Here is a 21,215-nt window from a genome sequence, read left to right as displayed (position 1 = left end):
TTATGGATTAATTAGTATGTTATTGTCGTAACACTAATTTTTGGATTTTCTGTACACCATTAGCCAAAGTTACTTTAACCATGAGTACACCATCACTTAAGGCACTATTTTCTATAATAAGCTCTTGTTCATTAACTTTATCAAAACTCATTAAGTTTCGTCCTAAAATATCGTATACTTCAACTGAATCGATAACATCAGTAGTCGTATTAATTTTGATATAATCACTATTTGGAGCTATAATAGAAATGACCGAGTTTGCAGCAAATTCATCAACACCTAAAGAGTTGGTTGTGAATCGAATTCTGAAACGATCAGTAAATTCACCCATTTCTTGAGGTGTAAAGAAATAAGGAGACTCCTTGATGTTATGTATAACACCCAAGTATAAATCTTCAATGTAGATGTTTTGTGACAGTTCCATATCAAATAGACCATCAACACCTTCCATATTTATGGCATATTCACCTTCCTGATCAATTATAATTCCTAAAGGAATAGTGTCTGACTCATCAAATGGTAAGGCTCTACCTTGAATGACATACTTTTTGTCACTATCATCAATAATTGAGTATAGTTTTCTACCGCTACCACTCATTAAACCAGCGTCAAACAGTTTGTTCTTTTTCCATAGTAGCACCTTCAATATATCCAACAAGCATAGTACTTACATTGAAAGAAGGTTGTACGAGACTTAACCAAATTCTATGACGCTCTAAATCTGAAGGCCTTTGAATTCTATTTCTGTCAGGGTTAGATTGTCTGAAGTACATTTCATCAGATCCCACACGCATACTATTGTCAAATGTAACCGTGCCGTCAAATTGGTTGCCGTTTGGAGAACCATGACTATCTTCCATATATACAAAGAATCCTTGGCAAGAACCAATTACGCCATTAAAGCCACCAGTAGATCCCGAATAGTTATAAGCTAAATAATCAGCTTCGTCATAAGAAAAGTAAAAGTCTCCAAAAAATGGACTGTTACCTGCTCTAATTTGAAGACCGTGTTGCCACAAATAAACGACACCGTCAATTCTGTCATTAGCTACTGCGTTTTCAAACAGGAAATCGTCAGCACTTAATCCAGAAGGGTAAGGGTTGCCTAATAAGTTCCAGTTATCATCTTCTGCTGTAGCGTCTTCATCTCCAGGATCACCATTATTGTTTCCATTTGAAGTACCTGAAGTAAAGGTCCCTCTTGAAACAGTTGGTTGATAAATACCATTATGTGGTACTCCAGTAAAAGAGGCTGAATTCCAAGTACCTAAAATATTGGTGTTACCATTACCATTGGGCCCACGTATAATATAGCCTATTCCAGGATCCATAATGCTACCAGCTGCTGAACTCCAATTTCCAAATTGGGTAGTGGCATCTACATAAATTGTTGGAATCCATTCATAGATATTTGGTGTACTATAAATAGAAGATGTATTCCAGTTTTCAACAGGAGAAGACCAATATACATAATCACGAGTCCTAACAAAAACATGTCTATCTATAGTAATTACTCCGGAGTTAACAGCGGAATCATCATTTTGTATCAGGTTAGCTGTCAAACTAGAGTCAAAGGTAGTTTGGTTGCCACTTGTTGTACCAGAAGCACCTGCAACACCCTCTAACTCGAGTATGGCTTCATTTTCTACAATGACTTCATTATTAACTGTAAGAGTTCCACCTGCTAAAATTAATAGGCTTCCATAATCAGCGCCTCCTGGTACCGTTGGTCCTTGAATGGTAAGTGTTCCTGCTTGTGCATTATCGTAAGTACCGTCAATAATAGGATATCTTGTAAGTGCTTGAGGAATTAAAACACAATCCGTTAAATCTGGTTCACCTGCTGGTGTCCAGTTACTGCCATCAGTCCATGCTGTACTAACATTACCATTCCATAATTTCAATGAACTTGAAGTCACTACAATATCATCAGTTAAGGTCACTGTATTACCACAAACTGTATATTCGGAAGTAGCTGTATAAGTATCGGCAGTAGTAACACTTAAGGTTGTGCCTGATCCAACAGAAGTACCCGTGCTTAAAGCAACCCAATCTACTGAATTAGGTGCAATAACGGCTCCACTAGGAGAAAAACGCCATGCTTCATTAAATGCTTCCCAGTTCGTATCTAATGAATTACGACATGGTGCTACCACATATTCGTTAGCTGCGTTACCTGCATTCTCATCCACATTATTTCCTTGAATACCAACAATGGCATTTCCACCATTCCATGGACTTACATTACCATTTTCAATCAGTTTTTGCTCAATGAAAATTTCAATAATGTTAGTGGTTTCATGTAATACAATCATACCTGTATACAGTCTGGTTGAGTCACCAAACATTGGTATATCATGCCATGTTGCTTGAAATTGTCTACAAGGCGCAGTACCAATAGTTCTTGTTTTCACAGAATTGGATGGTGCACCTACAGGGTATATGTCATGCATAACTCCAAAAATGGTATATTCAAAGTTTCTAGACCCAATACTTCCTGGTAAATTATTAGAAATAGACCAACCATGGTTTGTTCCTGGTGTATTGGCGCCAGTTGGAGCAATATCAAAAGTTAACATCCCATTTGATCCAATTAAAACTTCATCAAAACACACATCATAGAAACTAAAATCAAAGCCAATACTAGTGGCTGAACCTGACCAGTTATCATCTGATGTATTCAAACCTTGATTGGTACCAGAAAAGTTAAAATCAGGAGGTGTTGTTGGAAATTCTATTTGCTCAACAATATAATCAGTAGTTTCTCTTAAATTAGCATGGGCCTCTAGAGTCACCGCACTACTATTACAATCTATAAAGGCTGTAGGATCTGGGTCAAATGGATCCGCAGTAAATGGATCATTACCTGTTTCATCAACAATGATACCACATAATGTTGGTGTGTTAACAGTTGTTGTACAACCTGTACTAAAAGTTGTACTCTGCCAAAGCCCTTGATCGGTACCGTTACAATCACCTCGGACAAATACATAGTATGTAGTACCAGCAGATAAACCGGTTACCGTAACACTGGTCGAAAAAGTAGTGCCAGTAATATCACCACCCGGTGTATTAGGCGTGTTATCTAAAGAAATAATATACTCGTAACCATTTCCAGGAGCAGGGGTAGGAGCTGTCCAGCTAATCGTACCAGAAGTTGGTGTGTTAGCAGTTGCAGTCACAGCAATAGGATCGGAGGTACAATTCAATGGTAAAACAGTTAGCGTATAGTCATGAGTTTCACTTTGATCATCAAAGCCACACGAACTTGGATTAGAATTACCAGAATCTGATCGCACGCGCATTCTATAATCACCGGCTGCAGCACTTGCTAATACAGTAAATGATCCAGCAGTTGGATTACTGAATCCAGTTGTTTGAAATACCAATTCATTGGCATCGAAAAAATCTAAATCGTTATTCCAGTCTACCCAAATATTAGTCTCAAAATTAGTAGCGGTAGGCATTAGGACAATATTGAAATTTACGTTACTTGCAGGCAATTGAGAAACAGCCTGTCCTGTAAAATCACCATAACCTGTTCCTGAATAACCAGAATTTGTATGATTAATATTGGCTGTACCACCTGTAGTTGTAAAGTCATCGATATAATAGGATGTATTGGTTGATGATGGTATACAATAAGTTGGTATAGCAGTTGTCGCATTGTCACTTAACGATGGTGTACTATAGAGAGGACCACCACCACAATCTTCATTGTTAAATGCAAATATGTAAAAATAATAGGTTGTATTTTGAGTCAAACCTGTTGCCGTAAAATTCACATTACTGTCATCATCAATAACTGTAGCTCCTAAAGAAGTATCTCCCACAGGATATGACACACCGTCTGTTGGTTGCGTCGGAGGTGTTCCCGTTGTATTTATTAAAACCAAATAATAGTCAGCAGCAGGCACAGATGGTGGAAATGTTCCATCAATTAATGTGTCAGTTATAGTACCAAAAGTTATCGGTGAAGCTGGTGAGTTAGGTGTGGTACAAGCTGGAGGTGTTCCTACACAAATGTCAAAAGTCGTATCTCTTCCGCCCAATGATGTCCATGTATATACTTGGACATAGTAGGTGTTTCCTGGAGTTAATCCCGTAACATCAGAGGTGTTTGGGTCACTACAAATAAGAGGAGCGGCTAAACTACCACATCCTGGGGCCGCATCATAAACGGCATGGTACATATCGGTGGTATTACCAGCTATGTTTAACAACTCTATTCTGTGAGAAGTTGATGTAGCTACAAAACTATACCAAACATCATCATCTTCCGTACCACCACAGTTGGCAATTCCAGAAGCTGTTGCATATTCAACTGTTCCAGCAGTCACAGTCGTACAAGAATAATCTGGATTTACAGTCAATGGTGTTGCACTCGTACAATCATTGTTGGAAGGCGGGGGAGGAGGTGTACCAATACAAATATCAAAAGTTGAATCATGGGCTAAAGAAGACCAAGAAAATATCTGCACATAATAGGTTGCTCCGGGAGTAAAACCAGAAACAACAATATTTTCAGCATCTGAACACAAAAGAGGCGTGTCCGGACCTGAACAAGGGTTTACTCCATAAATGGAAATATATAAATCGGTAGTACTACCTACAATATTTAATAAATCAATAGTGTGAGATACACTTGTAGCTGTAAAGGTATACCAAACATCATCGTCATCTGTACCGCCACAGCCTGAAGTAATTCCTGAATCGGTAGCAGCATCAATAGTACCTGAAATAACCACGCTACAGCTTTCATCTGGGTTTACGGTTAAGACTTCCGCATTCGCACATTCATCGTTTGGCGGTGCGAATGAAATAATATAGCTTATCTCTATTTGACCAACAGCACCGTTACCACCATTTCTTTGTCCACCTTGTCTAATACAACCTGAACCTCCACCACCAGGAGGACTTCCAGCAGTACCATTACCAGATGTTGGGCCAGGAGCACCAGCACCACCATTGGCGCCATCACCACCATCACCACCATTGGTATTCGCAACACCAGCACTACCAGGCTGACCTGTAGCATTAGTTGAACCACCAGTTGCTGTACCACCAGCACCACCAGCACCACCATTAGCAACGCCGCCAGCACCACCACCTGCTGTAATGGTGAAAGGAGAAGATACATTGGTAAAGCCACCTGCACCACCAGTTCCTTGACCACCAATCCCACCAGCACCAACACGATAGGTAATTATTTGACCAGCAGTAACTGCATAAGTGTTAATGGCGTAGCCACCGCCACCGCCACCGCCACCAGGCGCATCACTGCCATTACTACCACCACCTGCACCACCGGCACCCCAGACTTCAACGGTTATGGAAGAGACGCCTCCTGGTACTACCCAAGTTTCATTGGCTCCTGCCGGGGTATTGTCCGTAAAGGTTTGTCCAAAGCCTTCAATAGAGAAGACAAGCAAAAACAGTGCAGATAATGATAGGTTAAAAAATAATTTTGTTTTGAAAAACGAGTTAAGCGTGTAATTGTGGCTCATTGTATTGTAAATTAAAAACGAATTGATCGTCTTAAGGTTGCTAATAACTAATCCTGACAACTTAATGTCATATATAACAATATAGGTCAAATTGTCTTGCAGATTTTGGGGAAATCTATAATAAATTCGTAATCAAACGAATAAGTTTACAAAGTTACGAAAAATAGCAATTTTATCCTTTAAAAGATAACAATTAATTATTGATTTATCGCAAATTTATTAACATAAAAATATTATAGTTTTTTGAATATGCATACTAGTTTATCAACTAATCGATATAAGGAGGAGAATTTTAGTTGAATAGCTTTTTTTTTCTTGAGAATCAGTTATTTGTTGAATTTTATGGTAATTAATAGGTAGACGTGAATTATGTCAAAATAAAAAGCTGGACAGTATTTATACTGTCCAGCTTCATTTTAAATCACACGGTAAAACCGTCTAACTCATTTTATAAATTACATTTCCTAGTTGTTGGCAATAATCAACTTTTTAGTTGACATACCAGAATCTGTTGCTACACGAACGAAGTACATGCCATAAGCCATACCTGAAGTGCTTAAACGATATCTAGGGTTTTGTAAGTTAGTTTCATTTTTGTTAACTAAAATCTTACCAGAGAAATCCATCATTTGGATGCTAACATCCTGATTTAGGTAATTAGTAAGATTCAATTCAACTTCACCATGACTTGCTGGGTTTGGATATAATGTCCACTCACCGTTCTCAACAATTACTGGATCAGCTTCTCTAGCACCAGAACAACTTACAGTCAAGTCAAAGTTACCTGCATTGCTAGACCATCCTGTAACATAGATGTAGTATGTAACACCATTTACAGAATTAAATGTAACAGAAGATCTTGTACTGTAAGATCCTGTACAATCATAAGTATCGTCGTTACCTCCAACACATGTTAAAGTAGCACAGTCAGTAGAAGTAAATACGCCTAATTTAGTGTCATAAGAAGCACTACAAGTATTAACGTTAATTGAACCGCCATTACCTTCTACCTTGTAGAATCTACCTGGAGCAGTATTTAAATTTGTACCGCAAGTAAAATCGTTGATACCATATCCAACAGTTGAGCCAGAAGTGGTACTGTTACAATCTACACTAATGGCAGATTCACAAGCTGGAATAACATCTGGTGGGCCAGCACAAGTAAGATCTAATGTGTAAGCTCCAGCATTTGAACCATATCCAGTTACATAAACGTAGTATGTTTCACCAGCAACTGTTTGGAATTCAACTTCAGATTGTAAGAACCCACTACAAGATCCACCATCATCAGTTCCTGTTACACAAGTTAACGCAGCGCAATCTCCAGTAAAGACACCTATTTTAGTGTCATAGCTAGAGTTACATAGACCTGCAGTTACTTCAAATCCTGTTCCAACAAATGAATGCCATACACCTGGAGCTGAAGTTAAGGATGTTCCACAGAATGATAATCCGCTAGCAACTTCACCATCAGTAGCTGTGTTACCGCTTACAGATCCATTACAATCAACAGGTGTAGCTGTACACCAAGGTCCTGATGACGTAGTAAAGTAAGAAGACTCACAAGCCGTACCAACACCAATGTTGTTATAAGGTACAATAGTTACATAATAGGTGGTATTGTAATCCAATAAACCACTTAAGTCATAATCAAGTGCTAAACCTACATCTACATTATTCAATACATCAGTACCACCATCAGTAGTACCAACACTTAAATAGTATCCAACTACATATCCAGTTGCTGCACCCCAAGAAATTTCGATATTAGCGCTAACATCTGTTGCGAATGGTGCTGGTACTTTTAAACGTGCATCACACAATGGTGCTGTACTACAGTTAACATCATCATCACAAGCACCAAGTGTATCACCATGGTTTAAGTGCGCTTGAACAGCGTTAGTAGATACGCATAATGGCTCGCCATCATGGCAAATATTCACTTTAGCATTATTATCGTTACCGTTATCTTGACAAGAAATATCTTGAACAAGAACCGTAGTAGAATCAGTAGAAGTACATCCAGCACTATCAGTCATTGTTACTGTGTAAGTAGTTTGTGAAGTTGGTGATACAGTAATTGTTTCTCCTGTTTGACCATCACTCCACTCGTAAGTATAAGGTCCTTGACCAAACTGACCAACTGCTGTTAATTCTGTACTTGCAGATGCCTCATAACCAGTGAATACTTTTACACATTCTCCTTCAGCAATATAAACATCACAAACACATTCTATATCAAGAGTAAAAGTTCCAGTTTGTCCACTAAAACCAGTCACATAAATGTAATAATCTGTTCCTTCAACTGTAGAAAATGATACTTGAGAACCTAAACCACATGAATCATCATTTCCAGTAACGCAAACTAAATTGCTGCAATCACCTTCGAAAACGGCTAATTTAGTATCATAGCTACGAACACAAGTATTAGCAATGATGTCACCACCAGTACCATGGTAAACATACCAAACACCTGGTGTATTAAGGAATGTACCGCAAGAACTAGTAGGTGCATTAAATGTTGATGCAATTGTAGTTCCATCAGTTGTACCACAATCAACAGTAATAGCATTTGCACAATCATCATTTACTGGAGGACAGTTGTAAACAAAGTCTCCTAAAATTATATCACAATCTGAATCAGAATGTACAACAGTTAATGAAGCTGTTACACCACTGTTAAATGGCCCAACAGTATTAATTCCTGTATTGTAAATTGGGAAGTTAGACACGCCATCTGTAATAGATACGGCATCACCACCTTGTTGAACATCTACACTAACAAAATATACAGGACCTAAAGATCCTTCACATTCTGCAATAACTTCAACGTTGCCAATAGTAGCTTGCTGGCAAGCAGGTACAATGACTTCAACATCTAAATCTACAGTAGCTTGCCAAGAACCAGTTCTACATGGGTCAGGAGATGATCCAAAATCAGAACCAATAATACGCATTCTGTGAACACCTAAATCTGCTCCAGCAGGAACAACGATGTCAAGGTTAATAGATTGTCCAGAACCACCTGATGAGTTTCCGCTACTTACTAATTCAGAAGCATCGAATGTGTAGTCATCGTTAAAATCAATCCAGGCAAACGTGTAATACGAATAAGCATGACCATAAGAAATGTCTAAATTACTGTTTATACCTTGCTGTAAAGTAGCTGGGCTACCAGTAACATCTTGGTAAAAACTTGGCATTGAAATTGGGTACGTCGAAGACCCAACAGTCACTGACGTAATACCCGAACCATCACCACTACTTGGTGTAGCATTACAGTACGACGTTAGAACAGTACATACAGCAGTTAATGAAACATTAGACTCATCACCACTAGCAACTACCGCACCAGTATTGTCTAAAATGTTGTAAGAGGTCTCCCAGGGATATGATCCTCCACCGTTCCAGACGACAGAAATGGCATCGCCAGTGCTAACTGCAAAAGAAACGCTTTGAGAAGAGCCACTCATGGTTTGATTGTCAAAAACAAGACCACCATTGACAAACAAATCAAGACTGTTTCCGTTCCAACCATCGCCCCACGAGTCAATCATTTCCAATGTGAAATTACATTGAGAAAAACCCGATAGCGCAAACATAGAGAACAGCACAAATGCAATCCCTCTAAAAAATGTGTTGATTTTTTTCATAAAAAAATAATTAATAGTTAATAAATTAGGTTAATGTAATAATTTGGGTAACAACATGTTAGGAATCAAATTTATTTAACGTAGCTTGGGGAAGTCGTTAAATATATAGATATTTTAACACAATGTTAAATTATTGATAAAAAATTCGATAAAATGCAAATATTTAGTATTACGTGTTTTATTTTTCATATTCTCCAAATGGTTTTCCTTTGAGATAGTTATTGTTTTGATTTAAATCTGTTATTTTAATAAGACTTGTTGTTTTTTCTGGGTACCATTTTGCAATCTTACTGTGACAATATATACACCACTAGAAAAATTATTTGTTTCTATTTTCTGATTGAAATTATTTAGATTTTTTCTTTGAATTAGATTTCTGCCAAGTATGTCATAAACACTGACTTCATCAATAGGTGAATTGTTTGAATAAATATTAATGTATTCTGATTGAGGCGTAGTAATTGAAATGGTGTTATTGATTTCAAAAGTCTCTGTACTTAATAATCGCGTAGTATAACGTAAAATAAAGCGGTCATTAAATTCGCCGGAATCAGTTGTAAATTCATAGGGTGTTGTTCGAAGGTCATGAATAATGTTGGTATATAAATCTTCGATATATATGGTTTGTTCGGTTAATTCAAAAAGACCATCTAATTTATTAATGGCAATTGTAAATTGACCTTCTTGAGAAACCGTTAATCCAAGAGGTACAATATCTTCCTCAATAAAAGGGATAGCTCGTCCCTGAATCGCCATTTTCTCATTATCTATTAATGAATAAAAACTGATAGCACCTTCGCTTAATTCCAATCCATCAAACAAACGATCATTATCATTAGTGGCACCTTCTATGTAGCCAACTAATAAAGGCGTTGCCATATTATTATGATCAATTAAATCTAACCATATACGATGATGTTCTGGTTCGTTGGTTTGCGTTCTGTAGAATTGATCATTCCTATGAGTTTCATGTCTCATTGAATTGCCAAATGCAACAGAGCTTGTCGCCATAGCCGAGTTATGATCCATTAAAACAAAAAACGCCTGCCCGGCTCCAATATAACCTGAAAACCCTGCTGGAGCAGATCCAGTATGGTTGAACTTGATGTAATCATTAGGATTGTAATTATAACCAAAATCACCATAAAATGGATCATCCACGGTATCACTTGGAGCACTCAAATGACGCCACAGATAAACCGTGCCTAAAATACTAGGATTAGAATCATCTGTTATTTCAGTTGCATTAGCTGTAATAAAATCTCGTGCAGAAATAGATGACGGATAAGGATTTCCTAACAAATTCCAATTATCATCGTAAGCTGTTGCCATTGTAGAGCCAGCTCCAGGATAATCAGCGCCATTGTATGTTCCACGTTGAATAGTTACATTTATTTTTCCATTATTAGGCTTGCCGCTAAATTCGGTGGTAAAATCTGCAGCAGGAGGTGTTGGAGTGGTTCCTGAAAGTCCTCTAATTATATAGCCTTTGCCGTTCGTCATTCTTTCACCTGTAGAGACCCATTCGCCGTAATTACCAATGCCATTTCCTGATTGCGTTGGAATCCATTTGTAAATATGGTTTGAGCCCGGAGAAACATTATTGACGTCAAAGCGATCCACCGGACTACTCCAATAAACATAATCTAAATTAGAGACTCCTCCTGGGACCGTGCGTTGCATTTTGATATTGCCAGTATTGTTATTGGTCAGGACATTATCTATTTGAATCAAGTTGGCGCTATCTCTAACTAAAAATTCTCCCGTACTTGAAACATTTATCCAATCTGTTACCGTTAAAGCTGTACCCGATGATAATTCTACGCTAGCATTGCTACCCACAGTAAAATTTTTGGCAAATGCTGGGGTAGGTGGAATTGGTGCCTCGGGATATGTTAAAACCGCTGAGTTAGGTGCATTTTCTATATAAACGCAATCATTGGCCGTTGGTTTTCCAATAGGTTTCCAATTATTGATATTATTCCAATCAGAATCTACAGTTCCCTTCCAAATCTTCCCAATAGTAAATTCAGCTTTTATTCTAGGGGCGGTACTTCCCGGACAACTCACCCAATATGTATAAACTCCCGGGGTATTTGTATTAGGTAAATTTGAACCACTTACACCTACAGGATTAAAAGTTGATCCTGATGCAATTGGAGAACCTCCAGTTTCATTAACATACCAGTCAACATCTGTTGGTGGTCCCAGAACATTCCATTGATATGGACCAATATGAGATGTGTTTTGAAAGGCAAATTTAGTAGTAACAAGTGTATATTGCACACCAGCTGTAAGGGTTGCAGTTATTTGCGGATTTAACGATGGTCCATCATCATCATCACCTGCTATATAAGTACCTGTTGCACATGAACCAGGGTTGAAATTACCATTGTTGACATAAATATATCCCATGGCGTCAAAATATGGAGCCGGCGTATTCATGGTAAATACATAAGTTCCAGTGGTGGTGACTGTGAAATTAATTGATGAATAGTTGGAGGTATTGCTTGAATCAAAAGTACAAGGGTCAGAACTTGAAATAAAAATAATAGGTTGCAATGCTACTGGATCAGATCCTTGCATAATTCCGCTTAACGTATTTCCTAAATTTGTAGTTCCGACACAAGCTAATGTGGCATATAATGGTTCGCTAGGATTACCTGGGCACGCCAAGGTAACATCTATTGTGTCTTCAGTCGTAGGAGAAGTCACGCAAATACCAAAGGTTCCATTGTTGTCATTACCTTCCTCCCAAACTCTGATATAAATAATTTCACCAGGGGTCAAACCAGTACTTGTTATGGATGGCATTAAACCATTGGCGCTGCTATTGTCATCGCAATCCAACAAGGTCAAAGTTCCACAACTGTTACCACTATAGATAGCCATTCCGCCATTGGTCATGTCTAAATCTTCCGTGTCAATGGTAATTTCTCCAGTATCATCAACAACCGCATAAAACCAAACATCTCCTCCCATATAGTTTGCACAACCTGGATTTGGTACACCTGTTGTAGCAGCTGCACCAGCGTTAGTAAATGTTTGATAGTTACATACAGGTGCGACTGGTAAACCAATGGCGCTAGAACAATAATTATTAGGTGGAGGATCAGGAGTAGTACTTACACAAATATTAAAATTTACTTGAGCGGCATTAGGATTAGGGTCAAAGCCATATACTCGAACGTAGTAGGTGTCACCAACATTTAGACCATTAATAGTTAGTACTTCGGAATTTATACTGGTTACTAAATTGAGGGATGAGCAGTTAGCAGAAGGGCTATTGTAAACACCAATACCCATGTTGACATTCGATCCAACAATAGGATTGACATCTAAAAGTGATATTTGATGGTTGGTGTTGGTGGCAACAAATGAAAACCAAACATCATTGTCAGGAATACCTACCACGTTATCTGGTTGAGGTGATTGGGTAGCAAAAGCTGTAGAGCCAAATGTTACATCATTACAAATTAAAGATGGATTTACCACTAGGCCAATAGCATTAGAACATTCATTGTTAGTTGGAGGAGGAGGAGGAGGAGATACACAAATACCAAAAGATCCATTATTATTATTGCCATTTTCCCAAACCCTTATAAATATATTCTGTCCAGGAGTTAAATTAGTATTCATAATTTGTGGCATCAATCCATTAAAACTGGAGTTGTCATCACAGGCAATTAATGTTAAAGCACTGCAAGTACCAGTATAAATGGCCATTCCGCCATCGGTCATTTCATCAATTTGTGTATCGACAATAATACCGCCACTGCTAGGTACAACGGTTTTAAACCATACGTCTCCTCCTTGGTAATTTGCACAACCGGGATCGGGAACTGAATTGGTGTCCGTTGCACCATAATTAGTGTAATAAGTATAGTTGCAAGTAGAGCTGTTTGCTAGCCAAATGGCATTGCAGGGGTTATCGTTTGAGGGTGCCGGTGGGATGTCTGATATAATAGAGATATCATCAATGGCTGCTGGTGGATCAGCACCTGTATTATTATCATTCGCCCATTCTACCACAAATCTAAATATGGTGCCTGCATAACTTCTGGGAATCGTTAAAGTTGGAGAGGCTGTCCAGGTACTGCCGCCACTATAGTTGTTGCCAAGCCTAATACGATCAGCGGTAGGCGTAATTTCTATACCGTATACAGGATCATAAGTTATTGGGACTATCCAAATACGCATACGGTCTCGGATACTTTGACCGACACCAATCCACTTAAAATCAACTGTTATTTCAGTTTCACCAGCAGGAACACTAATATCTCTATAGATATGTGCCACTCGAGCTGGGCTGAATGTATATTTATGAGGAGGAATGGCAGCAGCAATATTATTACTGATGTATGCACATCCACGACCTGTAAAACCAGGCTGGGCACCTTCATTGGTCACCCATTGATTATAAGTTTGATTCGGATTACTGGTAACACGCCAACCGAGATTATCAAAACTAAGATTCTCAAAACCTCCATCACCCGTTGGCGACAATAAAACTGTTTGGCCAAAAGTGACACCTAGTGATAAGCAAAAAACAAATGTCAAAAACATCTTGGTCATATAATTATGACAAGACACACATTCGTTAAATAAAAATGTCAAGTTATTATGAGGCATTTAAGTTTTTAGGTTTATATCTGGAATAGAATTTTATTAAATAGCATCAAAAATGTATGTATTCCATACTTTCGTTGGGGTGTTAAATTATTATAAATTTGCATATTATCTAAGTATCTGTTTTTAAATTCGTTAAAATGGTGAAAATCATAGACCAATTAAATATTTGTATTAATGAAAATCTGTTTTTGAAGCCGGAATATAAAATTGATATATTTATTTCTGGTAATAAATATCGAAAATTGAAGTATAATTTACGTGAAGCTCAAGCTAAAAACTGTAAGACTTTATTGACTTTTGGAGGGGCTTATTCTAACCATGTTGCTGCGGTTGCTTTTGCAGGCAAGAAATATGGTTTTAATACTGTTGGAGTTATAAGAGGTGAAGAATTAAAAGACACATCTGTATTAAATCCAACCCTGTTTTTGGCTAAAGAAAACGGTATGCGGTTTGTATTTGTTTCCAGAGACATGTACCGGAGAAAAACGGAATCAGATTTTATAGAATCCTTAAAAGCAGATTTGGGAGATTTTTATTTGATTCCTGAAGGTGGTACAAATAACCTGGCGATCAAGGGTTGTGAAGAAATACTGATTTCAGATGATTCAAAATTTGATTTTGTTTGTTGCCCTGTTGGCACTGGAGGTACTATTTCAGGGTTGATTAATTCGAGCAGGGCTCATCAGAAAATTTTAGGGTTTCCTGCCTTAAAAGGGGACTTTTTAAAGAAAGATATTAGTAAATTTGCAAAAAATAATAATTGGGAATTGATTTCGGATTATCATTTTGGAGGCTATGCCAAAATAAATGATGATTTAATCAGTTTTATAAATGAATTCAAAAAAAAATACGGAATTCCATTGGACCCTATTTATACAGGAAAAATGATGTTTGGTATTTTTGATTTGATTAAGAAAGGTTACTTTCCTAAAAAGGCTAAAATACTAGCTATTCATACAGGTGGCTTGCAAGGCATAATAGGAATTAATGAAGAATTGAAACGAAAAAAAAAGACATTAATAACGTGAAAAAAAACATACTGATTGTTAGCTTGATCCTTCTGGTTTTTGGCTGTGGTTCAAAAAAGAAAGTGGTTAGTAAAACCTCTAACAACAAGCCGAAAACCGAACGTGTTGTTAGGCGTCAACAACCAACCAACCAATCGCCAACAAACAACCCCATTGAAACAACAAATTCTACGAAGTTATCGGGCACACCTACCGAACAATATATCCAATTATATGGGCCCATAGCGCAAAACGAAATGCGGCTTTATGGTATTCCGGCTAGCATTACGCTGGCTCAAGGTATTTTGGAATCAGGTTCTGGTCAAGGGCGTTTATCTATTGAAGCCAATAATCATTTTGGAATTAAATGTCACGAATGGACTGGCGCAAGAATTTATCATGATGATGATGCCCGACAAGAATGTTTCAGAAAGTATAACGATGCCAGATATTCCTTTAGAGACCATTCGTTATTTTTAAAGGAGCGCAAACGTTATTATAAATTATTTGAATTAAGGTCGGATGATTACAAGGGTTGGGCAAGAGAACTGCGAGCCGCTGGTTATGCAACAGATCGAAAATATCCAGATAAATTGATCAGTTTGATTGAACGTTATGAGCTCTATAAATATGATCAGGGTATTTTAGGTGAAAATCCTGTTACTACTAACAATGAACGTATGAACACTGCCACAACACATCAAATAATGAAGGGAGATACATTGTATTCATTGTCCAGACGTTACAGCACAACTGTTGAAGAAATAAAACGATTGAATAATCTGAAATCAAATGATTTGACCATTGGTGATATCTTGGTTATCAAATCTGAATAATCCAATTTTTATGAACTATAAGAGAAGTAGTGCTTTGTTTGCCGAAGCAGAACACGTTATTCCTGGAGGTGTCAATTCGCCTGTAAGGGCATTTAAAGCCGTTGGTGGGACACCCATTTTTATTGAGAAGGCAAAAGGAGCTTATTTGTATGATGTTGATGGTAATCGTTATATAGATTATATAAATTCTTGGGGACCTATGATTTTGGGACATGCCCATGAACCTGTGGTTGAAGCCATTTTAGAAAAGACAAAAAAAGGAACTTCATTTGGCACACCTACTGAAATCGAAACCCGTATTGCTGAATTAGCAGTTTCTATGGTTCCCAATATTGATAAAATCCGTTTTGTAAATTCAGGCACGGAAGCATGTATGAGTGCCGTGAGATTGGCTAGAGGTTATACAGGTAAAGAAAAGATAATCAAGTTTTCGGGTTGCTATCATGGACACAGTGATAGTTTTCTCATACAGGCAGGTAGTGGCGCTGTGACTTTTGGCTCACCAAACAGCCCGGGAGTAACTCAAGGAACGGCAAAAGATACGTTGTTGGCAAGATACAATGATATTGAGCACGTTGAAGAAATTCTAAATGCTAATAAACAAGCAGTCGCTTGTATTATTTTAGAGCCTGTAGCAGGGAATATGGGTTGTATTCCTCCGAAAAAGGATTTTTTAAACCAATTAAGAAATCTATGTGATGAGCATAAGGTGCTTTTAATTTTTGATGAGGTGATGACTGGTTTCAGATTGGCAAAAGGCGGTGCGCAGGAATTATATGATGTTTCAGCTGATATTGTGTGTTTTGGTAAGGTCATAGGAGGTGGTTTACCAGTTGGTGCATTTGCTGCCCGTAACGATATTATGAATCATTTAGCACCATTGGGTTCTGTGTATCAAGCAGGTACCTTAAGTGGGAATCCGTTGGCTATGGCAGCAGGATTGGCTATGCTTCAAGAGTTGAATGGTGATTCGGAAATTTATAATCGTTTAGAGCAAAAAACAAAATATCTTCACGATGGACTCTCTAAGGTTTTAAGCGCACACAATGTTCAGCATACAATTAACAGAGTTGGCTCTATGATTTCAGTTCATTTTTCAGATATCAAAGTTGTGGATTTTGAATCGGCTGCCCATGGCAACAATGAGACTTTCAAGAAGTTTTTTCATGGTATGTTAAACGAAGGTATATACATTGCGCCTAGTGCATTTGAAACATGGTTTATCACTGATGCCTTGACTTATGAGGATTTAGATAAAACCATAGATGCTTGCAATAAAGTAGCAAAAAGTTTATAAAATAAAAACGGGTTGGACGCATATTGCCCAACCCGCTTTAACAAACTAACCAATCTAACTAACTCAAATTATTTTCTGTGCATCATTTGCTTTTTGTGATGACGACCTTTGCTCATTTTTTCTTTTGCCATAACTTCCCACTTTTCAAATTGTTCTTTATTTAGAATCTCTTTCATCTGCTTTTTCATTTCAATTTTTCGATCAAGCATATCATTTTTCATCTTTAGCTTTTCATCTTTAGAAATTTCTTTGGCTTCTTTATGTTCTTCCATGCGTGCCTTTCTGTCTTCCATCATGGCTTTTCTCGATTGGGCATTTTTGAGATTTACAGCCATAATTTGCTTTTGTTGCGCCTCTGTTAAATCCAAATCTAAAGTCATTTGCTTGGTTTGAAGCTGCGCCATTTCTTCGGGTGTGTATTCGCTCATACGTTCGGCACGTTCCATTTTTTGTTTTCTCTCGTGGTGGTCTCTTTTTTCTTGTGCTGTCATTTGTAAACTAACAAAGGCCAGGGCTATTAGGAATATTTTTTTCATCGTTGCTGTATTTTTAATGATTTATATGATTAGGACTTTTGAAAATGATTTTGGTTTAATCCATGCGATGATTTTAACCTGACATTAACATTTTGACTCATTTGATTTTGGAATCCCATATTGAAGTTGTTTTATTAAAATCTTTAACGTTTCCTGGTTGGGATTCTTAATAAAAGCATAAAGTATTATTAATCAGTGTTAAAGATTTCAAAACAGATGTAACGATTTGAAATAAAATGAGTCACTTCAATATAAATTAAACTTTTAAATCTTTACCACTATGAAACTAGTATTTTTAATGAGCAGCTTGATACTTGCAGCAAGTTCAGTTGTCGCCGATTCAACCATCGATGAGCCAGACGATTATGCGTCCAATAAAACAGAAACAACTGTTTTAAACGAAAAAAGTTACCTGGAGTCTGTATTGTTTCACAATCCTGACAGCAAACCAATTGCTGTTGAAGACATCCGGGTATTGGAGTTAGAGGAAGATGTTTGCTTACCTATTGAGATTAGCAAGTACTTACCAAAAAACTTTAATCCTTTAAAAGGAAAAGATGATTTAGATTGGAGCAAAATTAACCTGATAGAACTGGAAGAAACTGTTGATTTGGGCTTTGATACCAAAGATTATCTGCCAGAGAATTTTAACCCTTATAAAGGGATGTTAAAACAGTCTAAATGTATTAAACAATAAACCTATGGTTATTAAAGAAAAAATCCAGTGATTTAATTTTATAATTTAATCACTGGATTTATTAATTATTGTAAAGTTTGTAAATAAGATCTAATCAAAGAATACCCCTTATCATGCACCATAGTTGTACCAATTAAAGGCATGGTGTATGGAGGATTATAAGTACTCATTCGAGCATCTATTTGATCTCTCGCTTCAAAAATATAAGAATTTTCAAACGGTGTTTCGTAAGGTAAACGCAGTAAGGTTTGTACTTCACAAAAACCACCTTCCGAATGACAATGCGCACAGTTAACATCCATGTAAGCTCTGGCACGTTCTTCAAGCGTATAACTTTCATCTAACCAGTTTGGCAAAACAGTAACATTGCTAGGATCGGTTAAATTTGCTAAATGACCAGCATCAATAAAATCCTGTAACTGATTGTTGAAATTCATGGAACGTAATTTAGGTCCAATAGGCGTCACTTCATCATACGAATTATGACAATCAAAACATTGGTTTGCCGAAGGAATTACATAATCAATATCATAAGAGTCTCCATCCACATCAATGAAACTAACTGGAACGTTTCCTGTGGTATTGTCCAAGAGCGCTTCAGATTGATTGGCAGTCCATTTGTAGTTACCCATTTGCCAAACGCCATTATCTTTTATAAGGACACGTGTTTCAATAATTTTCTTACCTAATGACTCATCGCGTTCATCATTAAAGTAATAAAATGTTTTTGTTATAACTGTTTTGTCAGGGAAATTTGGGAACCCATCATCCACATAATCCATAGTCGTTCCTAGAGGTAATGCAATGAGGCGTTGCTTGTGAGCATGATCCGTAAACAACGGTGTGCTCAATTCATATTCAAAAGCGTATGGACTTGGTGTTAAATCCTCGATAGCACCAACATAAATGTTTAGTTCGGATAACGTTGGCATAAATTCCGGCACAACCAGTGGTGCGGCAGTTGTAAAACTAAATGCGTCAGTGTACATACTGGAATTAGTAGAACTACAATTGGCCTTAACATAAACATCATAGGTTCTGTTGGCAGTAAGGTTTAAAAATTCAACAGAATTGGTATCTGTATTGGTTTCATTTCCTGTTCCTACAGTAAATCCAGAAGGAACAATTTCAACTGTGTAGGAATTAGCATTGGTGCTATTCCAAGAGATAGTGGCACTTTGATACGTAATGTTACTGACCGAAACATTCGTTGGTTTGGCACATTGGGCAATGGTTGTATCGTCATCACTCGAGCAAGACATGACTAAAAACAGCATGAATGCTGAAAAAAGTAAGGATTTCATTATAGATTCGAATTTTAAGAGGTGTGAAAATAATAATTTTAGTTTAATACACCTTAAAAAAATCGGTAAAAATCTGATTCATAAGATTTAATGACGCTTAATGATTTTGTTAAAAATAAGAGCTTTCGCTATTTTTTAGGAAGAAACAATGTCATGTTGTCAATTTCCATGGCGTCCAAATGACCCATTTTGCGCTCGTCTTTAGTTATAAGATGCATGTGCAAAAAGGAATCATGATGGGTGAAAATGCCCTGATGTTCTGTCGAAAAAAAACCAATGATTTCTACAGTTTCATTCTTTAGGTTATAATTGGTTTGACCTTGGTGGGCTTCATCTGGAGACGACACTATTGTGCCTTCGGGTAAATTTTGAACGTGGATTATGGCACTTGAAATCTGTCCAACTAATTTGAAGGTAAAGGGTCTTTTAAGATCCATTGTTTGCTGGTCAATAAATGTTTCTAATTCCTTGATGGTCTTTATATTTTCTGCCAATTTAATGTCGTGCCATTCTTTTACATGACTATATACAAAGAAAGGCGCTGAAACATCATACCGTTTCTCGACGGTCATTGTCGAGTCCGAAGTTACTTTGGACACATAGCTCACGCCATTGTTAATCAATAGTTCACCTGTTAAATAGCTTGTGGGTCCAAGCCCATAAAGGCCAGATTTATTCATGATGGTGTCCAACTCAATACTACTGCCCAATTCACCTTTCCACATGACATGTTTCATGGCGCCAACAACCTGAATGTCTGAATATGTTGTCTCTTCTTTTTTTTGTGATTGACAGGCTATAGCCGTAAGCGTCAAAACCACAATTCCTACAAATAAAGGATGCTTGTTTTTCTTGATTTCCATAACCTGGATTAGTTTTTTCGTTTTCCAGTCCAAGGCGCTGTAAACTGTCTGTTGGGGCAGTAGGTCATACCATACAATTTGTCATCTAACAAATAGCCTGAATGATAATACACATTACTTTGATCTTTGGTGCTAAAGGCAAAATAGAGTTTTTCCCATTTGTTGTTAATATGGCCTTGTTCCAAACCGCTACCATAAAAAGTTCCGGTAAACGTGTTGTCGGATACCGATTGTACAACAAAATCTTGAAAATATCCTTCCGATTGCGGTGTTGGACGCAGGTCAATGAGCCATTCCCCGATAAGATGATGGTTGGGAGATGCATCCATCTTGGTTTCTTGATTTTGCGCTTGGCTATTTAAGCCCATTAAGAGTAAAAGCAAAACGGGAGTGACGATTTTTTTCATAAGTGTTAAATTTCTAGGAATTTGAAGTGTGTAAGGTACTATTTAAATTCTTTGGAAACACGCCAGAATGTAATGTCTGGAGGTCCGGCCAGAAAGTTGTTCGAATTGGCCATAAACGCTTTAATGTACTCCGTTTCCATGTGTTCATTATTGTAGTAGTCAACATCTTCCCATTCTTCATAAAGCAAGATATTGGTATCATCATTAGGGTCTACATGAAGACTAATACCTTTAAAGTAGAGTTCATGCTTTACTTGTTCAATCAGTTTGGTTAATGCCGTTACGGTTTCGGAACTCTTGTTAGGTTGGGTTTTAAACTTTAATAATACAATAGTGTTTGTTGTATTGCTACTGGCAGTGCTAGTGTTGTTCTCACAGCCTAATGTCATTAGAAACAAGGTTGTCATGAGGATGAGATTCTTGATGCTTTTCATGGGAATGCGGTTTGATTAATTGGTTTATTCAAACACAAGTAG

The 21,215-nt window shown here is 37.4% G+C and carries 13 protein-coding genes; 4 read left to right on the top strand and 9 right to left on the bottom strand.

Features of this window, described 5'->3' with window-relative positions:
- Nucleotides 1–19 precede the first annotated feature (19 nt).
- The 4 genes from ACKXGU_RS05195 to ACKXGU_RS05180 form a co-directional block, all read right to left on the bottom strand.
- Nucleotides 20–658, bottom strand: coding sequence for a T9SS sorting signal type C domain-containing protein (locus ACKXGU_RS05195; protein WP_463466996.1), 639 nt, complete (start codon nucleotides 656–658; stop codon nucleotides 20–22).
- Nucleotides 609–5,507, bottom strand: a complete 4,899-nt coding sequence (locus ACKXGU_RS05190) for a fibronectin type III domain-containing protein (RefSeq protein WP_463466995.1) — start codon at nucleotides 5,505–5,507, stop codon at nucleotides 609–611. The genes ACKXGU_RS05195 and ACKXGU_RS05190 overlap by 50 nt, the downstream gene beginning before the upstream one ends.
- A 464-nt stretch (nucleotides 5,508–5,971) precedes the next feature.
- A complete protein-coding gene (locus ACKXGU_RS05185) occupies nucleotides 5,972–9,160 on the bottom strand; it encodes a T9SS type A sorting domain-containing protein (RefSeq protein ID WP_463466994.1) in 3,189 nt (1,062 codons plus the stop codon).
- Nucleotides 9,161–9,400: 240 nt separating this feature from the next.
- Nucleotides 9,401–13,792 (bottom strand): T9SS type A sorting domain-containing protein, encoded by a 4,392-nt coding sequence (locus ACKXGU_RS05180; protein ID WP_463466993.1) that lies wholly within the window; start codon nucleotides 13,790–13,792, stop codon nucleotides 9,401–9,403.
- A 137-nt stretch (nucleotides 13,793–13,929) separates the two neighbouring features.
- Here ACKXGU_RS05180 and ACKXGU_RS05175 point away from each other — a divergent pair, with 137 nt between their 5' ends.
- The 3 genes from ACKXGU_RS05175 to hemL are packed head-to-tail and all read left to right on the top strand — an operon-like array spanning nucleotide 13,930 to nucleotide 16,932.
- The gene (locus ACKXGU_RS05175; RefSeq protein ID WP_463466992.1) at nucleotides 13,930–14,820 is read left to right on the top strand and encodes a 1-aminocyclopropane-1-carboxylate deaminase/D-cysteine desulfhydrase; all 891 of its coding nucleotides are present in this window, start codon (nucleotides 13,930–13,932) and stop codon (nucleotides 14,818–14,820) included.
- Nucleotides 14,817–15,635 carry a glucosaminidase domain-containing protein gene (locus tag ACKXGU_RS05170; protein ID WP_463466991.1) on the top strand — a complete coding sequence of 273 codons (819 nt, stop codon included), beginning with the start codon at nucleotides 14,817–14,819 and terminating at the stop codon, nucleotides 15,633–15,635. Before ACKXGU_RS05175 ends, ACKXGU_RS05170 begins: the two co-directional genes overlap by 4 nt.
- Nucleotides 15,636–15,645: 10 nt before the next feature.
- The gene (gene hemL, locus ACKXGU_RS05165; RefSeq protein WP_463466990.1) at nucleotides 15,646–16,932 is read left to right on the top strand and encodes a glutamate-1-semialdehyde 2,1-aminomutase; all 1,287 of its coding nucleotides are present in this window, start codon (nucleotides 15,646–15,648) and stop codon (nucleotides 16,930–16,932) included.
- 68 nt (nucleotides 16,933–17,000) lie between these two features.
- Here the strand turns inward: hemL and ACKXGU_RS05160 are convergent, their stop codons facing one another.
- A complete protein-coding gene (locus tag ACKXGU_RS05160) occupies nucleotides 17,001–17,468 on the bottom strand; it encodes a DUF4890 domain-containing protein (RefSeq protein WP_463466989.1) in 468 nt (155 codons plus the stop codon).
- A 280-nt stretch (nucleotides 17,469–17,748) separates the two neighbouring features.
- Between ACKXGU_RS05160 and ACKXGU_RS05155 the strand changes: the two genes are divergently transcribed.
- Nucleotides 17,749–18,165: a hypothetical protein gene (locus ACKXGU_RS05155; protein ID WP_463466988.1), complete on the top strand. Its 417-nt coding sequence runs from the start codon at nucleotides 17,749–17,751 to the stop codon at nucleotides 18,163–18,165.
- 65 nt (nucleotides 18,166–18,230) lie between these two features.
- On the opposite strand, the gene ACKXGU_RS05150 is transcribed toward ACKXGU_RS05155, so the two are convergent.
- The 4 genes from ACKXGU_RS05150 to ACKXGU_RS05135 all read right to left on the bottom strand — a co-directional run bounded on the left by ACKXGU_RS05150 (nucleotide 18,231) and on the right by ACKXGU_RS05135 (nucleotide 21,173).
- Entirely contained in the window at nucleotides 18,231–19,469 is a 1,239-nt protein-coding gene (locus ACKXGU_RS05150) for a fibronectin type III domain-containing protein (protein WP_463466987.1), read from the bottom strand.
- A 128-nt stretch (nucleotides 19,470–19,597) separates the two neighbouring features.
- The gene (locus ACKXGU_RS05145; protein WP_463466986.1) at nucleotides 19,598–20,332 is read right to left on the bottom strand and encodes an acetolactate decarboxylase; all 735 of its coding nucleotides are present in this window, start codon (nucleotides 20,330–20,332) and stop codon (nucleotides 19,598–19,600) included.
- Nucleotides 20,333–20,340: 8 nt separating this feature from the next.
- Nucleotides 20,341–20,739: a hypothetical protein gene (locus tag ACKXGU_RS05140; protein ID WP_463466985.1), complete on the bottom strand. Its 399-nt coding sequence runs from the start codon at nucleotides 20,737–20,739 to the stop codon at nucleotides 20,341–20,343.
- A gap of 38 nt (nucleotides 20,740–20,777) precedes the next feature.
- Complete coding sequence (locus ACKXGU_RS05135; protein WP_463466984.1) at nucleotides 20,778–21,173, bottom strand: putative quinol monooxygenase; 396 nt, start codon at nucleotides 21,171–21,173, stop codon at nucleotides 20,778–20,780.
- Nucleotides 21,174–21,215: the final 42 nt, after the last annotated feature.

This window comes from Hanstruepera sp. CR43 (assembly GCF_055227665.1).
Note: the sequence above shows the minus strand (reverse complement) of the source record. Positions and strands in the feature narration are given on the sequence as shown.